The organism is Bradyrhizobium sp. th-b2, from assembly GCF_000426785.1.
Taxonomy (GTDB): domain Bacteria; phylum Pseudomonadota; class Alphaproteobacteria; order Rhizobiales; family Xanthobacteraceae; genus Bradyrhizobium; species Bradyrhizobium septentrionale.
The window spans coordinates 522541-544816 of record NZ_AUGA01000001.1 but is presented as its reverse complement, the minus strand read 5'-3'; the positions used below and the strand labels follow the sequence as shown (position 1 = coordinate 544816).

Genomic DNA, 22276 nt, shown 5'->3' with positions numbered 1-22276 from the left:
CGCGGGTAGCGCCATGAATTTCGATTTCTCCGACGAACAGAAGCAGATGCGCGACGAGGCGCGGAAATTCCTGAGCGAACAATGCCCGCCGAAGGCCGTGCGCGAAGTGCTCGACGGCAAGGCGCCCTACGACAAGGCGCTGTGGAAGGGCCTTGCCGAGATGGGCTTCCTCGGCGTCGCGATCCCGGAGCAGTTTGGTGGCGCGGGCGCCGGCCATCTCGAGCTCTGCGTGATCGCCGAGGAAATGGGCCGTGCGCTGGCGCCGGTGCCGTTCTCCTCGACCGTCTATCTCGCCGCCGAAGCGATCCTGATCGCCGGAAGTGACGCGCAGAAGCAGAAGTGGCTGCCGAAGATCGCCACCGGCGATGCCATCGGCACGCTCGCGCTGTTCGAGGGCCACGGCAATCCGTCGCCGAAGGCGGTCAAGGTCACGGCCAATGGCGGCGTACTCAACGGCGTCAAGAAGCCGGTCGCCGATGGTGCGATCGCCGACTTCGCGGTGGTGGCCGTGCGCACCGGTTCGAGCGGACGTGAATCCGATATCTCGCTGTTCATCGTCGACCTCAAGGCCTCAGGCGTCGAAGTCAAGTCGCTCACCAACATCGATCTGACCCGCGGCCAGGCAGAGATCACCTTTAAGGATTGCAAGGCCGAGCCGCTCGGCGCGACCGGCGAGGGCTGGAGCGTCATCACCCAGGTGCTGGATCGCGCGGCGGTGTTGATGGCGTTCGAGCAGGTCGGCGGCGCCGACCGCGCGCTGGAGATGGGTCGCGACTACGCGCTCGACCGCATCGCGTTCGGCCGTCCGATCGGCTCGTTCCAGGCGGTGAAGCACATGCTGGCTGACATGTATGTCTCGGCGACGCTGGCGCGCTCGAATTGCTATTACGGCGCCTGGGCGCTCTCGACCAATGCCGGCGAGCTGCCGGAAGCCGCTGCCGCCGCGCGCATCAGCGCGACGCAGGCGTTCCAGCACTGCGCCAAGAACAACATCCAGGTCCACGGCGGCATGGGCTTCACCTGGGAGTTCGACTGCCACATGTACTACCGCCGCGCCAATGCGGTGGCGCTCGGCCTCGGCAGCCTGTCCTATTGGGAAGACGCGCTGATCGACCGCATGCGCAAGAAGAACGCGGCGTAACGGCAATCGTAGATTCGTAGGATGGGTAGAGCGCAGCGAAACCCATCATGAAGCGGGTGGTCAAGAGATGGGTTTCGCTTCGCTCTACCCATCCTACGGCACCGACGAGGGATGATAGACCATGAATTTCGACGACACCCCGCAGGAAGCCGCATTCCGCGCCGAGGCGAAAGCCTGGGTCGCGGCCAATGCGCCGAAGCAATATGAGGAAGAGCTGCGCAAGGCCTCACTCGGCCGCTTCCAGCTCAAGGGCGCCAACATCCTCGAGGTCGCCAAGGCCTGGCAGAAGAAGAAGGCCGACGCCGGCTGGGCCTGCCTGCACTGGCCGAAGGAGTATGGCGGCCGCGGCTCGTCGCCGATCGAGCGCGTGATCTGGCAGCAAGAGGAAGGCCCGTTCGGCCGCCTGAGCTCGATGTTCATCATCGGCCACGGCATGTGCGGCCCGACCATGATGGCGTTCGCCGGCGAGGAGCAGAAGCGGACATATCTGCCGTCGCTCGCCTCCGGCGAGAAGATCTGGTGCCAGCTGTTCTCGGAGCCCGCCGGCGGCTCCGACGTCGCGGGCCTGCGCACCCGCGCCGAGAAGCATGGCGACGAGTGGGTGATCAACGGCCAGAAGATCTGGACCTCCGGCGCGCATTATTCCGACTACGGCATCCTGCTCACCCGCACTGATCCGACCGTACCGAAGCACAAGGGCCTCACCATGTTCTTCCTGGACATGAAGAGCCCGGGCGTCGAGGTGCGGCCGATCAAGCAGGCGAGCGGCGCCTCCGACTTCAACGAGGTCTATTTCACCGACGTGCGGATTCCGGACTCGCAGCGGCTCGGCAATGTCAATGACGGCTGGAACGTGTCGCTGACCACGCTGATGAACGAGCGCATGTCGATCGGCGCCGGTGTCTCGACCGGCTTCCCCGAGCTGTTCGACTTCTGCAACGGCCTGATGCTGGAGGACGGCCCGGCGATCGAGAACCGCGCGGTGCGCTCGAAGCTGGCGAACTGGGCGGTGAAGGCGAGCGGGCTGAAATACACCAGCATGCGCGCGATCTCGGCGCTGTCGAAGGGCGAGCGGCCGGGGCCGGAGAACTCGATCGGCAAGCTGGTCGCGGGTTCGATGATCCAGGACGTCGCGGCCTACGCGCTCGACCTGCAGGGCGCCGCCGGTGCCTTGAGCGGGATAGAGGATGCCGAGGTCGCCGGCAAATTCCAGGCGATGCTGCTGCGCGCGCCGGGCACCCGCGTCGAGGGCGGCACCGATGAGATCATGCGCAATATCATCGCCGAGCGCGTGCTGGGCCTGCCCGGCGACATCAGGGTCGACAAGGACGTTCCCTTCAACAAGATCCCGACCAAGGGAAGAGCTTAACCGTCGTTCCGGGGCGGCGCGACGCGGCGAACCCGGAACCTCGAGCCGCATAACAAATCTCCAGATTCCGGGTTCGATACTTCGCATCGCCCCGGAACGACAGAACAAGGAGCCGCCATGAATTTCGATGACACGCCGCAGGAAGCCGAATTCCGTAGCCTCGCCCGCAGCTGGGTCGCCGCTAACGCGCCGAAGGAGTTCGAGGAGGAGCTGTCAAAGTCGTCGCTCGGCCGCATCAAGCTCGCCAGGCACGACATGGTCGAGGTCGGCAAGGCCTGGCAGAAGAAGAAGGCCGAGGGCGGCTGGGCCTGCCTGCACTGGCCGAAGGAATATGGCGGCCGCGGCGCCACCCCCATCGAGCGCGTGATCTGGCAGCAGGAAGAGGGTGTCTACGGCAAATTGACCCAGCCGTTCCAGATCGGCGAGGGCATGTGCGGCCCGACCGTGATGGCCTGGGGCAGCGAAGACGCGAAGCGCCGCTATCTGCCGAAGCTTGCGTCGGGCGAGGAGATCTGGTGCCAGCTGTTCTCCGAGCCGTCGGCCGGCTCCGACGTTGCGGGCCTGCGCACCCGTGCAGAGAAGAAGGGCGACAACTGGGTCGTCAACGGCCAGAAGATCTGGACCTCGGGCGCGCATTATTCCGACTATGGCCTGTTGATCGCGCGCACCGATCCGAATGTGCCGAAGCACAAGGGCCTCACCATGTTCTTCCTCGATATGAAGAGCCCCGGCGTCGAGGTCAGGCCGATCAAGCAGGCCAACGGCATGCAGGAGTTCAACGAGGTCTATTTCACCGACGTCGTGATCCCCGACAGCCAGCGCCTCGGCGCCGTCGGCGAGGGCTGGAGCGTGTCGCTGACCACGCTGATGAACGAGCGCATGTCGATCGGTTCGCGGCTCGCGACCGGCGTGCCTGAAGTGTTCGAGTTCTGCTCCAATCTGATGCTGGAGGATGGCCTCGCGATCGACGATCCGGCGGTGCGCTCCAGGCTCGCGAGTTGGGCGGTGAAGGCGAGCGGGCTGAAATACACCAGCTACCGCGCGATCTCGGCGCTGTCGAAGGGTGAGCGGCCCGGTCCGGAAAACTCGATCGGCAAGCTGGTCTCCGGCCTGATGCTGCAGGACATCGCGACCTATGCGATGGACCTCGAGGGCGCGGCCGGCAGCCTCACCGGCACCGATGAGGAGCAGGCCAACGGCCAGTTCCAGCAGATGCTGCTGTCGTCGCCCTCGATGCGCATCGCCGGCGGCACCGACGAGATCCTGCGCAACATCATCGCCGAGCGCGTGCTCGGTCTTCCCGGCGACATCCGGGTCGACAAGGACGTGCCCTACAACAAGATCCCGACCAAGGGGCGTTGAGGGGATCGTAGGGTGGGTTAGCGAAGCGTAACCCACCATTGGCTATCAACCACGTGCGACAGAAGCGGTGGGTTACGCCTTCGGCTAACCCACCCTACGCAGAATAGGATGCGCAATGGACGCCGTCGTAAAACAACAAGACCGCATCGGCGCGCTCGAGGAGCTGCTCGACGAGCGCTACTCGGTGCGCGCGTTCCAGCCGCGCGAGGTGCCGCGCGAGACCATCGCGCACATCCTGGCGACTGCGCAGCGCACCGCGTCGTGGTGCAACAGCCAGCCCTGGCAGGTCCTGATCGTCTCCGGCGCGGCCAAGGAACGGTTCCGCAAGGCGATCTATGCCGAGGCCTCGCGCGGCCTCGGCGAGGATTACGACTTCACGCCGCCGCGCGAATATGTCGGGGTCTATCTGGAGCGCCGCCGCGAAAGCGGCTTTCAGCTCTACAACACGCTCGGCATCGCCAGGGGCGACAAGGCGGCCTATGCCAAACAGGCGCTGGAGAACTACAATTTCTTTGGCGCGCCGCACATTGCCGTGATCCACACCAACGAGCCGCTCGGCATCTATGGCGCGATCGATTGCGGCGGTTATGTCTCGAACTTCATGCTGGCGGCGCAGGCGCTCGGGCTCGGCACTATCCCGCAGGCCGCGATCGCCCGCCATTCCGGGCTGATCCGCCGCCATTTTGGTCTGGCCGACGATCGCCGGGTTGTCTGCGGCATCTCGTTCGGCTATGCCGATCATGCACACAAGGTGAACAGCTACCGCACCTCGCGTGCGACCGTGGCAGATACTGTCACATTCGTGGACGTATAATTCCTGAAGGCTGAGTCCGCCCAGGGCAAAGACAAAAGCGGCAAGAGCGACCAAACAAGAAACGACAAGAAAAAAAGCGACAACAAGAACAATGGCGAACGACGCCTCGCTCACGGCGGGCAGGATCAACAGGCAGCTGCACCGTCTCCCCGCGCTCGAACGCGACGCGTTCATCGCCGCGCATTATCTGGGCCAGCCGGTCGCCTGGGAGACCCGCTTCTTCGACGCGATCGACTGGGGTGCGGGCTCGGTGCTGCAGTTCAGCTTCCTGCAGCGCGGCTGGCACCGGCAATCGCGGCTCGACAATCCGATCTATGCCCATATCGATATCGAGCAACATCCTGAAACGCGCGGCCTGCGTCGCGGCCGGCGCATCGACCTCTACGGCACGATCAAGGGCATCGACTTCGTGACCGGGATTACGCTGACGCTGGACCGGTTCGAGATCCTGCCGGTCAATTTTCTCGACCGCTTCGTGATCAGCTCCGACAGCCGTTACTAGCGCCGGGCTGCGCGGCGCGCCGGCGTCTCGGCATAGCGCGCGGCCATCGCGCCCGTCAGCTCGGCCATCTTCTCGCGCAACTCCGCGGGCGCGATCACCTCGACCTCGGCGCCGAGCCGCAGCAGCTCGGTCGCGGCGTGCCACACCGTCTTGCCGACCGGCATGGTGGCGACCCGCGAGCCGTCGGCCTCGCTGCCTTCGGCAAGCCGCATCCGCGCCTTCACGTAGGGGTGCGCCAGCGCATCGAACAGTTTCAGCCCCAACGGCGACAGCCGCACCGTGGCCTGGTTCGGATGCAGCTCGGCCTCAAGCCGTTCGATCGAGGCGCGCCAATAGGCGGCGAGGTCGAAATCCGCCGGCCGCGCGAATGGCGTCTCAAGCGTCTCACAATCCAGCACGCGCGCGACGCGGTAGGTGCGTACACTGCCGTCGACGAGGCCGGCGAGATACCAGCTGCCGCCCTTCAGCACGAGCCCGAGCGGCGCCACCCGCCGCCGCTTCTCGGCCTTCCAGCTCTGGTAGCGGATTTCGATCAGGTTCTCGCGCAGCACGGCGGCTGCAATGGCGCGAAGGTGTTTCGGCTCCTCGGTTTCGCCGAACCAGCCCGGCGCGTCGAGATGGAAGCGCTGCTGCATCCCTCGCGCGTTCGGCCGCAAATTTTCCGGCAGCGCCGCCATCAGCTTGGTCTGCGCCCCGACCATCGCGGCATCAAGGCCGAGCGCCGCGGCGGGGCCGGGCAGGCCGGCCATGAACAGCGCCTCGGCCTCGCCCTGCGACAGCCCGTTCAGCCGCACGCGATAACCATCGAGCAGGCGATAGCCGCCCTCCGCGCCACGGTCGGCATAGACGGGCACCCCGGCGGCCGAGAGCGCGTCGATGTCGCGGTAGATCGTGCGCACCGAGACCTCGCAGGCCTCGGCGAGCTCGGGCGCGGTGACCTGTCCCCGCGCCTGCAGGGTGGTGAGGATGGAAAACAGCCGGCTTGCGCGCATGGCCATATCATACCTGACACAAGATGTCAGGTATAGGCGGACATAAGGAGGCCATGCCGCCCGACGGCGCAAGGAGACTGCCCATGACCACCGCGACAACCACGACCGACCGCGTCACGCTGTATTACTCGCCGCAAAGCCGCGCCACCGGCACGCGCGTGCTGCTCGAGGAACTCGGTGCGCCCTATGATTTGCATGTCCTCAACATGAAGGCGGGCGAGCAGCGCAAGGACGCCTATCTCGCCATCAATCCGCTCGGCAAGGTGCCGGCGATTCGCCATGGTGGCGCGCTGGTCACCGAGCAGGTCGCGATCTTCATCTATCTCGCCGATCTGTTTCCGCAGGCCGGCCTGACGCCCGCGCTCAACGACCCACGCCGCGGCCCGTATCTGCGCTGGATCGCTTATTACGGCGCCTCGTTCGAGCCGGCCGTGATCGACCATTTCATGAAGCGCGAGCCGGCGCCGATCACCCAGTCGCCCTACGCCGATTACGACACCATGCTGGGCGCACTGGAGGCGCAGCTCGCGAAAGGGCCCTATCTGCTCGGCGAGCAGATCACGGCGGCCGATATCCTCTGGGGCATCGCGCTCAGCTGGACCATGATGTTCGGTATCGTGCCGAAACGGGACGTGTTCGTCCGCTATGCCGAGCGCATCACCGCGCGCCCGGCGCTTGTACGGATATCGGAAGCCGACGACGAGATGGCGGCGCAGCATGCTGTGGCCGCCGGAGTGTGATACGAGCGTTGTGATGGCCAGGACACTGCAAAAGATGCCGCACAGCCCACTGCACAGCACCAACTGCTTCGACACCTTCATCCGCGTGGCGGAGGATTGTCCGGCGCGGAGCGGTGAGGAGCCGCAGCCGCGCGGCGGCCAGCCGACCGTCGCCGTGCTGCAATACCGGATGATATCCGGCGCGCCGTACCAATACACATCCGACGACGTGGTGTTCGCCACGTCGGCGGCCGGCCGCGCGCTCGATGCCAAGGCTGCGAACAGCAAGGTGGCGAAGCAGGCGCGCAGCCTCGCCCGCGAGGCGTTCTTCTCGCGCGGCCAGGCCTGCATGCGCGCCTCGCCGCTCGGCAAGCGCTTCGGCTGGGGCGTCCACGCCGATACCGAAGGCCGCATCGCGATCTACGCCGTCGACAGCAAGCGCTACCAGGCGCTCGCCGGCGATCCGGAGATCGCGCAAGTCCGCGCGATGCGGTCGAAGCGGGCGTAAGGGGAGGGTGAAGCGTCGCGCGTCGCTGCTAAGCCGTCATCCTGAGGAGCGCGTAGCGCGTCTCGAAGGATGCACGGCCACAGTTGGGCCGTCGACCCTTCGAGACGCGCGCAAGAGCGCGCTCCTCAGGGTGACGGTACTATTGATTTGAAGCGCTGCGCTAAAACTTCGGCGCCCGCTTCTCGGCGAATGCCTGGATGCCTTCCTTGATCTCGTCGCCGCGCATGCTGTCGCGGTGGCGGGCGTCGGCTGCGGCTGCATCGAGCTCGCCGCGGGCGAATTCGTTGACCGCGCGCTTCATGCCGGCCATCGCCTTGGGCGCATTGCCGGCCAAAACATTTGCAAGCTTGTCGACCTCCTCGTCGAGCAGGTCGATTGGCACCATCGCGGTGAGGTAGCCGATCCGCAGCATCTCGGGCGCCGTGATCTTTTGCGCGGACAGGAACAGCATCTTGGCGTTGTCGACGCCGAGCCGTGTGACGTAGCGCTTGATGCCGCTGGTGTAGTAGTGCAGCCCGAGCCGCGCCGCCGGCATGAACATCTCCGCGGTATCGACGCCGATCCGGAAGTCGCAGGCGAGCGCGAGGTCGGTCGAGCCGCCATAGACGCCGCCATTGAGCCGGCAGATCGTCGGCACGCTCAAATCTTCCAGACGGTTGACCACAACCTCGAACGCCGAGCCCGCGCTCTGCTGCTCGCTGGCGCTCACCGCGCGCTCGGCCACCGAGTTGAGGTCGTAACCGGCGGAGAACGCTCGGCCGGTTCCGGTCAGGACCAGCACGCGGATCGCAGGATCGGCCTCGATCCGGTCGAACAGCTTCAAGAGCTCGCCGAGATCCTCGGCCTGCAGGCGGTTAAGATGCTTCGGCCGGTTGAGGCGGATGGTGGCGCGCCCCCGCAATCTCGAGCACGGGTCCGCTGGCGGTGTCGGCCGCGTCAGCCATCTTGGTCTCCATTATTGGTTCTCACGTTCGCGCCGCTTCGCCTCGGCGTCGATGGTCTCGGCGAGATCGGGATGCCTTGCCATCAACAGGCGGAAATCAACCAGGTCAAGCACCAACAGGCGGGTCACCTTGCTGGTGGCGACGCTGGCGGCGCGCTTGGCGTTGCCGAGCAGCGCCATCTCGCCGAAGAACGCGCCTTCGCCGAGCTTGACCTTGCGCCCGGGCAGGTCGACCTCGACCTCGCCGGCAGCGACGAAATACATGCAGTCGCCATTGGTGTCCTTGCGGATGATCATGGTGCGCGGCGGCAGGTCCATGGTCCGCAGCACCTGGGTGACGTCGGCGATCGCGGCCGGGCCGAGATGCGCGAAGAACGGCACCTTGCTGACGGTCTCCCAGGTCTTCAGAAAATTGTCGCGCCGGGTTTCCGCAGCAAAGCCGGTCGCCAGGATACCGGTCCACAGCCCGAACACGCCGAGGCCCGAGATCATCACCATGGCGGCGACCACGCGGCCGAGCGGGGTGATCGGCACCACATCGCCATAGCCTGTCGTGGTGAGCGTCACCACCGCCCACCACAATGCCGCCGGCACGCTGCCGAAGGTCTGCGGCTGGACGTCCCGCTCCAGCAAATATTCCGCGACGGAAGCCAGGAACACCACCATCAGGAAGATCACGAGCACGCTGAGCAGCGGGCCGGACTCCACCACCAGCACGCGCCGGAGCTGGCGCAGGCCGGGAATGCCCGGCACCACCTTGAGCACCCAGAGCACGCCGAACAGCCATGCCGTCTTCGGCTCCAGGCCGGAGAGCAAGGCGAGCGGCACCGCCAGCGCGCCGATTGCATCGACCACGCCTGCGCTGGACAGCGCGTAGAACCAGAGCTTGCCCTGCCGTCGCATATGGCGCAGCCGCACCACCCATTCGAACACGAAATAGGCAAGGCAGGCCGAGAGCAGCGCCCCGATCCAGTGCGGGGCGGCGTCATAGGCCGGCTGCACCGTCAGCAGCGTCATCATGGCGATGCCGGTCGCGACCGCGACATAGGCCGCCGTGGTCATGTTGCGGCCGGCGGTGGCCGAAACGAAGGCGGTCAAAGCCGGAAGGACGAGCCGCTTGGACATCAGAACGGAGGTTGCCTGTCGACGAACTGTTGAAATCGGGACCCGCGCGCGGCGGAGCCTGCGTCACAACGTGCCCGTCCTCCTTGAGGCCGTCAACGCGCGGGCCATTCGCGCATCAAGTCAGCAGGACAGCCGTTCGTTGGACGAATGGCCCAAAAGGCCTAACCATCCTGCCCCGATTTTGCGCCCGCGAATGTGAGAAATCGGACAAATCGTCGCTTTTTCACCGTATATCAGGGATGCTGGCGGCCGATACGACCCGCCCCGGAATGAAGCGACTAATAAGACGATCTATTCACTTCTTGAGCATTGGTTGGTTTCCGATGGACACCTCACACCTCGCGGAACACGCCGGCGCCGCCGGCAGTCTATTCGCATCGATCTTCGTGGTCGCCACGCTGTCGATGCGGACCATGATCCCGTTGCGCGTGTTCGCCATCCTGACCAACATCATCCTGATCGCGACCGCGATCCCGACCCACAATTACGCCGTGCTGATCCTGCATTCCGTGCTGCTGCCGGTGAACACCTACCGCCTGCACCAGATGCTGCAGCTGGTCCGCAACGTGAAGAAATCGGTCAACAGCGATCTGTCGATGGAGTGGCTGAAGCCGTTCACGACGGAGCGCAAATGCACGGCGGGCGAAGTCCTGTTCTACAAGGACGAGAAGGCCGACAGCATGTTCTACATCGTCAGCGGCCGCTTCCGCCTGGTCGAATCGGGCATCGAGCTGCCGGTCGGCGCCATCGTCGGCGAGTTCGGCATGCTGTCGCCGTCGAACACACGGACCCAGACGCTGGAATGCGTCGAAGGCGGCATGGTGCTGTCGGTGACCTATGACCAGGTCGAGCAGCTTTACGTCCAGAACCCGGCGTTCGGCTTCTACCTCCTGCGGCTGTTCAGCGCCCGCCTGTTCCAGAATATCTCGACGCTCGAGCAGCGGCTCGCGCAACACACCACGCCGCAGGTTGCGGAGCCAAAACCTGCATGAGCCCGCCGTGACCAGTTCTGGAGGCGCCGCAGTGCCGGATGACGACAGTCTCCTGGCTTCGCTCCGCTATCTCTTCGCCGATATCATCGGCGACGAGGACGAGGGGCCGCCCGTGCTGCCCGAGGCTTGTCCGGATCATCTCGGGCCTGCGGTCACCGAGGCCATCCATCTCCTGATTGCCTATCAGAGCACGAGCTATGCCCAGCTCTATATCGACCGGCTCAAGCGCTTCGTCGGACGCCGCGGCGTTGACGATGCCCTGCTCGCCGACATCGCGCGGCTGATGGCGGAGCGGATGGCCTATGAGGACGCGATCCGGATTGCGCAGCTCAAGCTCGGCGAGGTCAATGCGGCGGGCGGCCTTGCGGCGCGCTCGGCCGACGACGTCAAGCGATTTCGTCTCGACGAGCTGATCGACGCCTTGCCGGCTGTGGTTGCCGATCCGATCCTCGCCGTGCTCGATCGTTTCGGCTGGCGCCGCCGCAGGGTCTCGATCCGCTTCAGCGCCAACAACCGCTTCAGCGTGCGCCGGCTCAGGATCGAGGCTGGCCTGAAGCGCTGGCGGCTGTTCTCGGTGCGCTATGCCAAGGAGCGCGTCTGGGTCGAGCGCTGGCTGCACATGATCGACCGCAGCCTCACCAAGCAACCGGCTGCCGCATCGGCGGTGGTGCAGACCGCGACCATGATCCAGGGCTATGGCGATCCCTATCGCCAGGGCATTGCGGACTGGCACGCGATCATCGACGGGCTCGCCAAGCCGACCTTCGACGGCGCGCTCGCGCTTCCCGATCTCGCCGTCGCGATTGCGGAAGCCCGCGCCGCCATCATGCCCGATCCGCGGCAGGCCGCACTGAAGCGCAAGATCGCGGAGATCCGCGCCCGGGTGCCGGCGGCGGCGCTGTAAGAGGCGCAGACGTTCTCGCTCGTGATGACGTGTAGAACGTAGACCGTCACCCTGAGGTGGCCGCTTCTTCAGCGGCCCTCGAAGGGTCGACGGCCCGACTGTGGCCGTGCATCCTTCGAGGCTCGCCCAGCGGTGCAAGTGCACCGCAAGGCTCGCGCCTCCAGCGACAAAGGCGAAGCCTTTGCGCGGGGATGACGGGTCCAGGCTGGCAGCGTTGCCCGCGGCTTTGCTGCGACCGGCTATTCCGCCGCGGCGGTGACCTTGGTCAGCGCCTGCTGTCCGGCTTCAGTGAGCTCGGAAAGCGTCGTTCTGCCGCTTCTGGCGCACCTGATGATGTATTTGGCAACGTATTTGCGGGTGGCATGTTCCTCGCCATGACGCGCCTCTGCACAAACCCGGTCGAGCGCAAAATTCATGATGGCGAGTGTATGTGAGTCAAATCTCTCCTCGATCATCGCAGCCCTCCCTGTGGGCCGGTGTCCGGCGCGGCTTATTTGCGGAGCGTCAGCCACTCGCTGACTTCCATCACCGTCTCGGTCTGTCTGGCTCTCTTCATCAGCGTCTCGCGTTCCCGCCCCGGCGGCAGCTTGCGTGCCGCTAGGCGTGCATCTTCGGCAAATTTTTGCAGGCGGTCCTCGAACGATCCGGGGGGACGCGCCCTGTTGCGTTTCTTCTTGATCATGCCGCCTCCGGCCTGGAACCGGGAATACTTGGCATGTTCCCCGGAAGCCGTCGTTAACCCATGACATCAGCGGATCGAATTCGTCTTTTGCTTCGCAGGAACGATCTCCGGCGGCACGCGTAACACCCGTGCGTTCACTGCTCTTCACCCCGGGGGCAGTGGACCACTCCGGTGACGGGCCTCGGCGAATTTCATCGTCGGGGCCCGCACATCTTTAGGGGTATCAGCCAAGGGAGATCGGCAATGGCACATTCCAATCACGGTACCGTCAAGGACGACAAGGGTCAGGAGCAGCCGGCCGACAAGGAGCGCGCGCAGACCGCTCAGAAGACCGACCTCCGAAAGTCGCGAACACGCGAAGCGACGCGGGATCCGAAGCTGAATGACGCCGGCAAGACGCCGGGCTCGGGCATGACGCCTGACGACAGCGGCGATCCCCCGACAGGCTGAACGTCGTTTCGCTCTGCAGCAACTGCGGCAATGCGGCAGGAACGATGACCCCGGTCCATCGTTGGCCTCCAGAGATCAATGGAGATGTGACATGGCGACAGACGCAAAAGAGGTCGGAAATCTCATCGGCAGCGACAAGGTCGAGGGCACCGCGGTCTACGGATCAGACGAACGCAAAATCGGCTCGATCGAGCGCGTCATGATTGACAAGACAAGCGGCCGGGTGTCCTACGCCGTGCTCGGCTTCGGCGGCATTCTTGGTCTCGGCAACGACCACTATCCGCTGCCGTGGCAATCGCTCAAATACGACACGCGGCTCGGTGGCTATGTCACCGGCGTGACCGAGAGCCAGCTGCGCGGTGCGCCGAAATACGGCAGCGAGCGGGATTGGAATTGGGCCGATAACGGCACCACACGCGCGGTCAACGATTATTACGGCGTGCCGCTCGTCTGAAGGACATCGGCCTGCAGGCGTCACGTTTTGCTGATGCCACCCCAGTGACATCAGATTTGTACAGCGCCCGAGGACGTCGCCGTCGCGTCCTCCGGCGTGTGTACACTAGTGAACATACAGCAATAGCTGTGCAATGTAACATACGTTATTGAAAGCCGGAGCGGCGGTTACCCGATTTAGCATCCGGGGAGACCAATGTCGTTGGCGTCGCTAGTCCGGAAATTGGAGCAGTTCGTACGGCTTTCGCCGGTCGACCACGCTATTCTCAATCGCGCGTCGACCGAGCGCGTCCGTCACTTCGGTCCGCGCGTCGACATTGTCCGAGAAGGCGAGAAGCCGAAGGACGTCCATTTGATCCTGTCCGGCTGGGCCTGCCGCTACAAGCAGCTCGAGGATGGCCGCCGCCAGGTGGTGTCGTTCTTCCTGCCCGGCGATATCTGCGACGTGAACGTCTTCATCCTGCGTGAGATGGATCATTCGATCGGCACCATCACCGCGGTGTCGATCGCCGACCTCTCCCGCGATTTCTTCGACAAGGTCGCGGCCGGACATCCGCGCATCGTCACTGCGTTCTGGTGGGAGACGCTGGTCAACGCCGCGATCCAGCGCGAATGGACCATGAGCCTCGGCCAGCGCACCGCGCTGGAGCGCATGGCTCACCTGCTCTGCGAGATCTGGCTGCGCCTGCGTCTCGCCGGCCTGACCCAGGGCGACAGCTGCGACTTCCCGCTGACCCAGGGCGACCTTGCTGACGCGACCGGGCTCTCCAAGGTCCACGTCAACCGAACGCTGCAGGAGCTGCGCGCCGACGGCCTGATCGTGCTCAAGGGAAAGACGCTCGCTGTCCCCGATCTCGACCGGCTGATGCGCGCCGGCCTGTTCAACCCGAACTATTTGCACATGGATCATGAGGGACGGCAGCTCGATGCCGTCGGGATGTCAACGGACGTGGCGGCGGGGTGATCGACGGGTCGATTTGTCGAGGCGCACGGCGCTCTCCTCGGCGGGCGCGGGTGGAACAGGCAATTGAGACGCCCGGCACCTCGATGGCGGTCGATGAGCCGGGCCGCCCCCTCCAGCCGGCCCTCGCCCCTCTACGCTGCGCTTTGTCGCGGTTGGTGGCGATCGGGTGCGCGAGCTTCAACTGGATCACACTGCCCCTTAGGCCGCTTCGGCGTTCACCGCGGAGACGGCAATGGAGGTAAGCGTCTCGTCGGTCTTCTTTTCCTCATTCAGGGTCTGATCGAGCAGTTTGACGGCATCCGGCATCTTCAACTTGTCGGCCCAGGCTTTGAGCGTGCCATACCGCGAGATTTCATAGTGCTCGACCGCCTGGGCGGCAGCGAGCAGGCCGGCGTCCAGCGCGGGTGCGTCCGCGTATTCCTCCATGATTTCCTTGCCTTCGTCGAGGATGCCTTCGATGGCATCGCACTTCTTGCCTCGGGCCGGCTTGCCGAGCAGCTCGAAAATCTTCTCGAGGCGTTCGATCTGGCCTTCGGTCTCGTCGTGATGTTTCTCGAAGGCGGCGCGGAGCTTGTCGGACGCGACCGCCTTCGCCATTTTTGGCAGCGATTTGTAGATCTGCTTCTCGGCGTAATAGATGTCCTTGAGTGTATCGAGGAAGAGAGCGTTGAGGTCTTTTTCGGCCATGGTTGGCTCCGCTGCGAATGAATGGTGCAGATGAGCCCCCAACACACGGTAGAGATCGACGTTCCTATTTGGCTGATGGCGCCTTCCGGAATCACGTCGTCATCGCTTCTTCCTCCGTGTCGTAGAGACGCGAGCTGCGTCAACACGGCCTGTCCCACTGCGTGACCTGTCTAGCGTTAAGTGCACTTGGTAACACAGCGAATCTACACCACTGCGTTGCGTGCTCTCGCACGATTGTGGAGGCGTCATGTACGGGGCCATCCGTCGCAGGGCAGCTTAGGAACGATGGCCTCTCTCTTCGGTTGATCGGTCTCCAAATGATGGAGGTTGACGATGGATTGGAATCGGGTTGAAGGAAACTGGAAGCAGATGAAGGGGAAGGTGAAGGAGCAGTGGGGCAAGCTGACCGATGATGACCTCGACGTCATCGCCGGCAAGCAGGACCAACTCGAGGGCCGTCTGCAGCAGCGCTATGGCTACGCCAAGGACCAGGCCCAGAAGGAGATCGACAACTGGTATGGCCGCCAGAAGTGGTGAACAAAAAGCCCCGCACTCGCGGGGCTTTTTTTGTAAGGATCTCGACCTGAGAGAATGATGTTGGGCAGGGTGCGCGCCCTGGTGGCACCTGTGGGGATCGCGGGGTCTCGATGAGACCCCGCTTTCGAGTGACCGCCACCACGAATGCGGCGTCAGCTGTTTGCGCCGCGATCGGCTATTTGCCTTCCGGGACCCAGGTCGTGCTCGCCCTGTCGTACTTGAACCCCGGGGCGGACTTCAAACCGTCCTTGGACTCGTTCAGGGTCAGCCACCATTTATTGTCCTTCTTCGCCGTCTTCACGGCGGTGAATGGAACGATGACGTCCTTCTCTCCCGCACCGAGAAAGCCGCCGACGCCGATCACCAGACCGTTGATCTTGCCGGACTTGTCGACGAGCACGTCATCGACGTCACCGATCTTGTTTTGCTGCGGATCGTACACCGACTGCTTGTAATAGTTGGTCACGGTCCAACTCTCGGCGGGCGCGGCCGACATGGTCTCTGCGGCATGCGCCGCTGTCATCATTCCAGCCGCAACGACGCATCCTGCAATCAACTTGTTCATTTTCTTCTCCTCCATATGAGGCAATTGTAACCTCACGCTTGCGGAGAAGTTCCTCGCCAGGGGCACGAGATGCGAACGCGAATCCCGCCGGTCGACGATCCATGGCGTGATGTCCACCTCGACCCTTGATCCCGTCTGTCGCTTTCAGGCTGAAAATGAAGACCGCGGATCAAGCTCTGTCCGTCGCCGAAACGGATGGCGATCCGCCCCTGCCACTGAGTTGCCCGACGGCGCAAGCCCTCGCAGCAAAAATATTTCCGTTTATCGGAATGACAACTCAGTGTATGGTTTGCCCGTCTCACCCGATACGAGGGGCGGGTCGCGATCGTCATGAACGCGGTGTGAGATGCGGTGGACGCTGATCATGCGAGCGACGAACGCATGTGATGCGGACGGTGAAGTCGTGTGGTCCTGACGCCCTAGCGGCAGGTGTCCTCTCGCAACACGCGAACGCGCTTTGTGAAGGCGGTGACAAACAAGCCCAGTCTCGCCAGGGAGAGCACGTATAAGCCGTAGCCCATCGCGCAGGGAAAGCCGGATTGCTCCGGTTACACCTGTGGTCCTACCCCCGAGCTTTCTACCATCGCTCGGGGCCCATGGGTGCGATCGGCACCCGGCTTTCCCTGCGCCCTCTGCTTCCAGAGTGGCGAAGTGAGATGCAAGACTCGGACAGATCATGTCGCGAGAATGCGGATGTGTGACTCACAGATCGTGCAACACACTCAGTGTCATCCTGGCGGAAGCCAGGACCCATTACCCCAAATCTCACTTGTTGCGCGACGCTGGGGCCACGATCCCGTTCATCATCAAGTGCGGTGGCAATAGGTCCTGGCTTTCGCCAAGACGACAGCGGTGTATGCGGCACGACCGCGGGGACGATAACAACGACAACTCGCGACCTTCACCCGCTCGCGGCCTTCACCACCACGATATTTTCATCCGGTGCCGCCGGGTGGCGCTTGAGATGATCGCGGCGCAGCGCGATCTCGTCGCGGACCAGCTCGTAGCCAAGCTTGAAGGTGTCGAGCCCGTCGCCGGACACGGTGCCGTCGCGCAAGCCGATCACCGCGCCGCGCAGGATCGCCTCGAGCTCGTCCTGCAATTCGTCGAGATGCTCGGCGCAGGTGGTGTGCTCGACGCGCTCGCCGATGTCGAGGATCCGGCCCGCCAGCTCGCTCGCCTTCTCCGGCGCGACGCGGGTGATCTTGGTGTAGATCGCGGCGAAGATCGTGCCGATGATGCTGAGCGCGGCGGCGCCGAGATACATCATGTCGCTGTAGCGATCCATGAACGACTTGGTGTCGTCGTTGATGTATTCGGCGGCGCCCTGATGGGCGACGATGAAGGCGTCCTTGTCGGTCGCCGCCGGCTCGATCTTGGAGGCGAAGCCGTCGTCGAGCGCGAGCTCGGACTTGTTCTCATAGATGATGCGCGCGAGCTCGGCGGCCGTCGTCGTGGACATCCAGGATTGCGCGACCAGCAGCCATTCCAGCCCGATGGTGTCGACGTCGTCATCGGGGATCGCCGGCGAGGATGACAGCATGCCGGTCGAGACCGTCTCCTCCGAGATCGCCGGATATTTGCGCGCCAGCGCCTTGGCCGCGTCGATCGCGTTCAACGTGAAGCCGCCGGAGCGCTTGGCGTATTGCTCGTAGGTCTTGTCCTTTATGATCTTCGAGGCATGCTCGATCGCGACCACGGCGGAAAAGCCGGAAGCGAACAGTTTGTCGAACGGGGTGTTCGGCGGCGCCTGCTGCACCCGCTGCGCTGCGTCGGGGCTGTCGGAAATCTCGAGCGCGCTGCGGACGAAATTGACGCTGTTCTCGCCGTCGCCGACCACCGCGATCTTCTTCTTCCTGAGCTCGGCGAGCGACTTGATCTTCTTGCCGCCGGGGCTGAGCACCAGCACCACGTCATGTTCGAGGATCGCAATCGTGCGGGCGCGCGGCGGCACCTTTGCATCGGTGCGCAGGATGGCAAGCGCGGCGTCGCGGCGATCGAACTGCGCCAGCGCCTTGGCGTTGTCGGGGTTCGGCGCGATCTTCAGCCGCAGCCGCGACGAGTTGGTCTTCAGCACGGTGGCGAGACGTGCCGCGAACTTGGCCTCCGGGCCCTTGGCATCGCCGACCGCGAACACCAGCGTCTCGGAATTGCGCAGCCAGACCCGGCCGCCGACCACGGTGATCGCGCTCAAGAACAGCGTCAGCAGGGTGAAGACGATGATCTGCGCGCGGTTGCTCTTGGCGACCGGGGGACGCGGCCGCGGCGGCATTGGCGAAGGCGAGGGGGCTTCGGCACTCATGGCTGATCACCTGGCTCATCACCCGTCCGGGACTGCGCTTGACGGCCCTCGGCTGCAACCGGATCGGCGCGGCGCTGCCCGGTGAATCCGTAAATGACTATAAAAGAAAGAAAATTTCCTGCATCCTGACGATATACCTCCCGGGCGGGAATGCAAACCGGCGAGCCGCCGTAACCTTAACCTCGGCTGCCCCGCGTTGCGTTGCCGCATGACCATCGCCACTATCGACGCCGGGAGGAGGATGTGATTTTCGCAGTAACCGCAGGTGCATTCCGCCGCCGGAGATGTCATAAATGAGACAAGCTTCGGTTCGCGGAATTGTGCTGACGGCCTGACCCGGATTTCCTGCAATCACTTTCATCGAAGTAAAAGGGCGTCAGCTTGTTGTTTCCTGCCATGTCATCGTCGGTGTCGGTTGGTGCCCTGGTGGGATGGATGTTGCTTCTCACCGCGAAGCACATCATCGCCGACTTCATGCTGCAGAACGCCTGGATGGCGATCGGCAAGGACCAGAAGACCGGCTGGGCGATGCCGCTGCTCGCGCATTGCCTGGTGCATCTGGCGGTCGCGCTGGCGCTGATTCTGGTGGTGGCGCCGCGGTTCTGGTACGTCGCCTTCGTCGACTTCGTGATCCACATCATCGTCGATCGGTGCAAAGGAATCTGCGCCTCGCATTTTGGCGTGACGCTGGAGTCAGGCCATCCCTGGTTCTGGACCCTGATCGGGGTCGACCAGGCGCTGCACCACCTCACCGGCTTCGCGCTGTCGATCTACATGGCCGCGAACTGAGCGGCTCCCGGACCTTTCTTTTCTCGTTTCGAATCACTGACCATCCGCCCGCTTCAGCGCGGATGTGATTCGCGTGCAACGGGCAAGGGGCCCCGGAAACGACCGGAGGCCGTGGTTAACCTTTCGTTAGAGGATTGCGCGGCATCTTCCGGATCAAGGGGGATTTGCAAATGTTTTCAAGCCGCGACGCATTCGATAACGATGCCTGCCCAGTTGCGGACGACCTGCTCGGCCAGATGTACCGCGCCAATCCCAACGGGCTTTCGCTGCTGGTCGCCAATGTCGCGCCCGACGCCAGGGCGAGGCTGGCGCTGTTCTGCTATCGCCGCAGCCATCTGCACGCACTCGCAGTCGCGATTGCGTCGAGCTGCACCGAGCGCGAGCTGATCAATTTCGGTGGCCGCGTTGGGTCGACGCTCTACGCGCTGGCGCGTGAGCCGGCCCGCGTTGCGACCGTCTCGCATGGTGGCCGCAAGCCGATCACGCTGTCGACCAAGCCGCTGTCGACCTTCGCGCCTGTTGTCGATGACGAACTCGACGACGAGGAGTTCACCGCGACGGTGATAGCTTAAAGCGCGTGATCAAACCGGCTGCGCGCTCGGAATGAGCGGCAGCCCGTGCCGGCGCCGCGCCATCGCGCATTCCGCGTCGCCCGGCAAGCAGGTGCGGCACACCTCCGGCCGCACCGCATAGACCTCGCAGCGCGTTGCCTCTCCCACCCGCCCCGACAGCGCCGAGCAGCGATCGCCGTCGCAGCGCATCCCTGACTGTCGCGTGTTGACGAATTGCGGCGGGATCAGCGCGAGCTGCGCATCGTCCTCGACGGTGAAGCGCGGCCAGTTCTCCGAATAGCTGCAGCAGGCGCCGCAGGACTGGCAGGGGCTTGCCTCCGTCGCGTCGATGTCGCTGTCGGCCATCAGGTGTCCCTCGGCGCTTCCCACACCAGGCTGCGCCGCCAGCGCGCCCTGAGCAGGTCGCGCCGCTCCGGATATTTCTCGTCGTGATAGACGGCGGTGACCACGCGGTCGGTGCGGAAGCTGCGAAAGTCCTTGCGCAGCTCGCACCAGGCGGCGAGCAGCCGCACCGCCTCATGATAGCCGACCGCGATCGGCCAGACCGTGCGCTCTGAGTCGCGGCCATGCTCGTCGCGATAGTTGAGCGTGATCTTCTTGCCCTCGTGGATCTGGCTACGGGTCCTGACCATGTCGATGCGGTCGGGCTCCCGGTTCCAGGCGGAGCGGGCGCGGCTCGCCGGCTCCAGCACGAATGGCCGCAGGCGGTCGGGCACGGTCTCGGCGATCTTGGCCATCAGGTCCTCGGCCGCGCGCGCCAATGCCGGATCGGCGTGACCGACCACCCATTGCGCGCCGAGCACGCAGGCCTCGATCTCGTCGGGCGTCAGCATCAAGGGCGGCAGGTCGAATCCCTTCTCCAGGATGTAGCCCATGCCGGCCTCGCCGCGGATCGGCACCCGCTGCTCGATCAGGCTGGCGATGTCGCGATAGATCGTCCGCTTCGATGTCTCGAGCTCGGCTGCGATCGCATCCGCGGTCAAGGGCTTACGGGTGCGGCGGAGCACCTGGATGATCTGAAACAGCCGGTCGGCGCGTCTCATGGCAGTTCTCTTCGTCGCTCTCTTCTCAGGTCTCTTGGCCGCTGTCTTGACGAGTGTCTTACAACCATCTCGGCAGCTCTGTTCGTCGCTCGGCGCGTCGGCTTTTCTGCGTCCCGTCCGCCTGCTGCTGACAGCATGTTGGCAGCAGGTGGGGGCTATATCAGGACAACACCTCAAGTGAAGGGAATTTGTCCATGACGAATCTTGATGAACTCGGTTTCCGGCAAGCGCAGAGCTTCGCGCTGGAACAACTGGTCACGGTCTACTCCACCTCCGGCGACCTGCGCTGGGCCCTGGTTGCGCTGGTCGCACAGTCGATCGGCGCTGCCTGGTCCTATGGGCGGGCACGGCTGGTCAAGCGCGTTCGCGAGGCGGTTCGCCGCCTCGCACCGGTCGGCCCGCTCGACAGCGAATGCCACTACTGCTGACACCATGCTGGCAGCAGGGGGCCGCTAGCTTCACTTCACGACCACAGGCGATCGGGAGCTTCATATGATTACGCTTTTTGGCTTTGGCACGGGTTTCGGCTTGCCTGAAATCAGCCCTTTCGTGACCAAAACCGAGGTCCAGCTCAAGATGGCCGGGCTCGCTTACGTCAAGGAAAAGGCGATGCCGCCGGCCTCTCCCAAGGGCCAGCTGCCCTTCATCGCCGATGACGGCGAGACGATCGCCGATTCGACCTTTATCCGCGCCCATATCGAGGGCAAATACGGTTTCGATTTCGACGCGCCGCTGAGCCTGCAGGCACGCGCGCAGGCCTGGGCGTTCGAGCGTATGATCGAGCATCACGTCTACTGGGCGCTGATCGGTGCGCGCTGGGTCGACGACACCAATTTCGCCAAGGGGCCGGCGCATTTCTTCGACGGTGCGCCCGATCACATGCGCGACAAGCTGCGCGAGGACGCCCAGTTCCGCGTTGCCGAGAACTATCTGCTGAGCGGACTCGGCCGCCATGGACCCGACGAGGACGTCGATCTCGCGCTCCGCTCGCTATTTGCGCTGTCGGTCCAGCTCGGCGACAAGCCCTATCTGATGGGCAATGCGCCGTGCGGCACCGACGCCACCGCGTTCGGCGCGCTGGCAGGAATCCTGACGCCGTTCTTCGATTCGCCGCTGCGCGAGCGTACCGAGAAGTTCGACAACCTGACCGCCTATGTCGGCCGGATGATGCAGCAACATTATCCGGAATTCGCCTGGGCGCCGCTACAGCAGCAGGCGGCCTAGCTCGTTGCGGCGGGAACGGGCTGGCCCTTCAATGCGGCCAGCTCCGCCTCGAGCTCGGCAATGCGCTGATCGCGCGAGGCGAGCGCCGTCGCCACGTCGGCGGCGTCGAATTTCTGCGGAATGTGCTGCGGGCAGTTGGTGTCCCATGCCGCGACCTTGAACAGGATCACCTGTTCCGGCCGCGCCCGATAGCCCTGCGGCATCAGCGAGCGCAGCAGCGCCGGATCGTCTTCCACCACCTGCGCCTCGCCCCAGATCTTCACGCGCTGCCGATACGCATAGTTCATCACGAAGATATAGGCCTTCGGGTTCTCCGAGAGATTGCCCTGGGTGATGAATTGCCGGTTGCCGCTGTAATCGGCGAACGCGATGGTGTGCTTGTCGAGCACCTTGATGAAGCCCTTCGGCCCGCCGCGATGCTGGATGTAGGGCTGCCCGTCGGCCGAGGCGGTCGCGAGATAGAAGCTGTTGGTGTTGGCGAGGAAGGTCGCGAGGTCCTCGTCGACCTCGGTGCGCCAGCCGCCATGCTCCTCGACCTCGGCATAGGTGTCGCGCGAGCCCTTGCGGGTCTGGATCGCCTTCACGGCAGGCGTGAACCCGACATCGCTCGGATAGCTGCGAACGTCTGACATCTGAG

General features: G+C 64.3%; 27 protein-coding genes and 1 pseudogene. 17 read left to right on the top strand and 11 right to left on the bottom strand.

Features of this window, described 5'->3' with window-relative positions:
* Window positions 1-13: 13 nt before the first annotated feature.
* From K359_RS0102655 to K359_RS0102635, 5 genes are all read left to right on the top strand, one after another.
* Window positions 14-1141, top strand: a complete 1128-nt coding sequence (locus tag K359_RS0102655) for an acyl-CoA dehydrogenase family protein (RefSeq protein WP_029077950.1) — start codon at window positions 14-16, stop codon at window positions 1139-1141.
* 121 nt (window positions 1142-1262) lie between these two features.
* Complete coding sequence (locus tag K359_RS0102650) at window positions 1263-2510, top strand: acyl-CoA dehydrogenase (RefSeq protein ID WP_029077949.1); 1248 nt, start codon at window positions 1263-1265, stop codon at window positions 2508-2510.
* 117 nt (window positions 2511-2627) lie between these two features.
* On the top strand, window positions 2628-3872 hold the full coding sequence (locus tag K359_RS0102645; protein ID WP_029077948.1) for an acyl-CoA dehydrogenase: 1245 nt from the start codon (window positions 2628-2630) through the stop codon (window positions 3870-3872).
* Window positions 3873-3987: 115 nt separating this feature from the next.
* Window positions 3988-4686: a nitroreductase gene (locus K359_RS0102640; protein WP_029077947.1), complete on the top strand. Its 699-nt coding sequence runs from the start codon at window positions 3988-3990 to the stop codon at window positions 4684-4686.
* A 91-nt stretch (window positions 4687-4777) separates the two neighbouring features.
* Window positions 4778-5188, top strand: a complete 411-nt coding sequence (locus K359_RS0102635; protein WP_029077946.1) for a hypothetical protein — start codon at window positions 4778-4780, stop codon at window positions 5186-5188.
* On the opposite strand, the gene K359_RS0102630 is transcribed toward K359_RS0102635, so the two are convergent.
* A complete protein-coding gene (locus K359_RS0102630; RefSeq protein ID WP_029077945.1) occupies window positions 5185-6180 on the bottom strand; it encodes a YafY family protein in 996 nt (331 codons plus the stop codon). The genes K359_RS0102635 and K359_RS0102630 overlap by 4 nt on opposite strands.
* 83 nt (window positions 6181-6263) lie before the next feature.
* Here K359_RS0102630 and K359_RS0102625 point away from each other — a divergent pair, with 83 nt between their 5' ends.
* Both K359_RS0102625 and K359_RS0102620 read left to right on the top strand, forming a co-directional pair.
* Window positions 6264-6920 carry a glutathione S-transferase family protein gene (locus tag K359_RS0102625; protein ID WP_035975854.1) on the top strand — a complete coding sequence of 219 codons (657 nt, stop codon included), beginning with the start codon at window positions 6264-6266 and terminating at the stop codon, window positions 6918-6920.
* Window positions 6921-6933: 13 nt separating this feature from the next.
* Window positions 6934-7407 (top strand): DUF6157 family protein, encoded by a 474-nt coding sequence (locus tag K359_RS0102620; protein ID WP_245284492.1) that lies wholly within the window; start codon window positions 6934-6936, stop codon window positions 7405-7407.
* 160 nt (window positions 7408-7567) lie between these two features.
* Here K359_RS0102620 and K359_RS50920 read toward each other — a convergent pair.
* Window positions 7568-8351, bottom strand: a pseudogene (locus tag K359_RS50920) (enoyl-CoA hydratase/isomerase family protein).
* A gap of 11 nt (window positions 8352-8362) precedes the next feature.
* Window positions 8363-9475 (bottom strand): cyclic nucleotide-gated ion channel, encoded by a 1113-nt coding sequence (locus tag K359_RS0102610; RefSeq protein ID WP_029077942.1) that lies wholly within the window; start codon window positions 9473-9475, stop codon window positions 8363-8365.
* A gap of 323 nt (window positions 9476-9798) precedes the next feature.
* Between K359_RS0102610 and K359_RS0102605 the strand changes: the two genes are divergently transcribed.
* Together K359_RS0102605 and K359_RS0102600 are read left to right on the top strand one after the other, a co-directional pair.
* Complete coding sequence (locus K359_RS0102605) at window positions 9799-10467, top strand: Crp/Fnr family transcriptional regulator (RefSeq protein WP_029077941.1); 669 nt, start codon at window positions 9799-9801, stop codon at window positions 10465-10467.
* Between the two features lie 31 nt (window positions 10468-10498).
* Window positions 10499-11371, top strand: coding sequence for a DUF6537 domain-containing protein (locus K359_RS0102600; protein ID WP_029077940.1), 873 nt, complete (start codon window positions 10499-10501; stop codon window positions 11369-11371).
* 239 nt (window positions 11372-11610) lie between these two features.
* On the opposite strand, the gene K359_RS0102595 is transcribed toward K359_RS0102600, so the two are convergent.
* Entirely contained in the window at window positions 11611-11826 is a 216-nt protein-coding gene (locus K359_RS0102595) for a hypothetical protein (protein WP_029077939.1), read from the bottom strand.
* Window positions 11827-11861: 35 nt separating this feature from the next.
* The gene (locus K359_RS0102590; RefSeq protein ID WP_029077938.1) at window positions 11862-12053 is read right to left on the bottom strand and encodes a hypothetical protein; all 192 of its coding nucleotides are present in this window, start codon (window positions 12051-12053) and stop codon (window positions 11862-11864) included.
* A 243-nt stretch (window positions 12054-12296) separates the two neighbouring features.
* Here K359_RS0102590 and K359_RS0102585 point away from each other — a divergent pair, with 243 nt between their 5' ends.
* The 3 genes from K359_RS0102585 (at window position 12297) to K359_RS0102575 (ending at window position 13920) form a co-directional block, all read left to right on the top strand.
* A complete protein-coding gene (locus tag K359_RS0102585) occupies window positions 12297-12503 on the top strand; it encodes a hypothetical protein (RefSeq protein ID WP_029077937.1) in 207 nt (68 codons plus the stop codon).
* A gap of 91 nt (window positions 12504-12594) precedes the next feature.
* A complete protein-coding gene (locus tag K359_RS0102580) occupies window positions 12595-12957 on the top strand; it encodes a PRC-barrel domain-containing protein (RefSeq protein ID WP_029077936.1) in 363 nt (120 codons plus the stop codon).
* A gap of 201 nt (window positions 12958-13158) precedes the next feature.
* Window positions 13159-13920, top strand: coding sequence for a Crp/Fnr family transcriptional regulator (locus tag K359_RS0102575; protein ID WP_029077935.1), 762 nt, complete (start codon window positions 13159-13161; stop codon window positions 13918-13920).
* Window positions 13921-14118: 198 nt separating this feature from the next.
* Here K359_RS0102575 and K359_RS0102570 read toward each other — a convergent pair whose 3' ends face one another.
* A complete protein-coding gene (locus K359_RS0102570) occupies window positions 14119-14607 on the bottom strand; it encodes a ferritin-like domain-containing protein (RefSeq protein ID WP_029077934.1) in 489 nt (162 codons plus the stop codon).
* A gap of 333 nt (window positions 14608-14940) precedes the next feature.
* Here K359_RS0102570 and K359_RS0102565 point away from each other — a divergent pair, with 333 nt between their 5' ends.
* Window positions 14941-15144, top strand: a complete 204-nt coding sequence (locus K359_RS0102565) for a CsbD family protein (RefSeq protein WP_029077933.1) — start codon at window positions 14941-14943, stop codon at window positions 15142-15144.
* A 175-nt stretch (window positions 15145-15319) separates the two neighbouring features.
* On the opposite strand, the gene K359_RS0102560 is transcribed toward K359_RS0102565, so the two are convergent.
* A complete protein-coding gene (locus tag K359_RS0102560) occupies window positions 15320-15826 on the bottom strand; it encodes a PRC-barrel domain-containing protein (RefSeq protein WP_245284491.1) in 507 nt (168 codons plus the stop codon).
* A 784-nt stretch (window positions 15827-16610) separates the two neighbouring features.
* Window positions 16611-18011: a TAXI family TRAP transporter solute-binding subunit gene (locus tag K359_RS0102555; RefSeq protein ID WP_029077931.1), complete on the bottom strand. Its 1401-nt coding sequence runs from the start codon at window positions 18009-18011 to the stop codon at window positions 16611-16613.
* A gap of 435 nt (window positions 18012-18446) precedes the next feature.
* On the opposite strand from K359_RS0102555, the gene K359_RS0102550 reads away from it, so the two are divergent.
* Together K359_RS0102550 and K359_RS0102545 are read left to right on the top strand one after the other, a co-directional pair.
* Entirely contained in the window at window positions 18447-18800 is a 354-nt protein-coding gene (locus K359_RS0102550) for a DUF3307 domain-containing protein (protein WP_083991990.1), read from the top strand.
* Window positions 18801-18970: 170 nt separating this feature from the next.
* A complete protein-coding gene (locus K359_RS0102545; RefSeq protein WP_029077929.1) occupies window positions 18971-19372 on the top strand; it encodes a hypothetical protein in 402 nt (133 codons plus the stop codon).
* A 9-nt stretch (window positions 19373-19381) separates the two neighbouring features.
* Here K359_RS0102545 and K359_RS0102540 read toward each other — a convergent pair whose 3' ends face one another.
* Both K359_RS0102540 and K359_RS0102535 read right to left on the bottom strand, forming a co-directional pair.
* Window positions 19382-19717 (bottom strand): YkgJ family cysteine cluster protein, encoded by a 336-nt coding sequence (locus K359_RS0102540; RefSeq protein WP_029077928.1) that lies wholly within the window; start codon window positions 19715-19717, stop codon window positions 19382-19384.
* A complete protein-coding gene (locus K359_RS0102535; protein ID WP_029077927.1) occupies window positions 19717-20415 on the bottom strand; it encodes a YafY family protein in 699 nt (232 codons plus the stop codon). Before K359_RS0102535 ends, K359_RS0102540 begins: the two co-directional genes overlap by 1 nt.
* Window positions 20416-20609: 194 nt before the next feature.
* Between K359_RS0102535 and K359_RS0102530 the strand changes: the two genes are divergently transcribed.
* Together K359_RS0102530 and K359_RS0102525 are read left to right on the top strand one after the other, a co-directional pair.
* Entirely contained in the window at window positions 20610-20843 is a 234-nt protein-coding gene (locus K359_RS0102530) for a hypothetical protein (protein ID WP_029077926.1), read from the top strand.
* Between the two features lie 64 nt (window positions 20844-20907).
* Entirely contained in the window at window positions 20908-21639 is a 732-nt protein-coding gene (locus K359_RS0102525; RefSeq protein WP_029077925.1) for a glutathione S-transferase family protein, read from the top strand.
* Here K359_RS0102525 and K359_RS0102520 read toward each other — a convergent pair.
* Window positions 21636-22271 (bottom strand): pyridoxamine 5'-phosphate oxidase family protein, encoded by a 636-nt coding sequence (locus tag K359_RS0102520; RefSeq protein ID WP_029077924.1) that lies wholly within the window; start codon window positions 22269-22271, stop codon window positions 21636-21638. The genes K359_RS0102525 and K359_RS0102520 overlap by 4 nt on opposite strands.
* Between the last annotated feature and the right edge of the window lie 5 nt (window positions 22272-22276).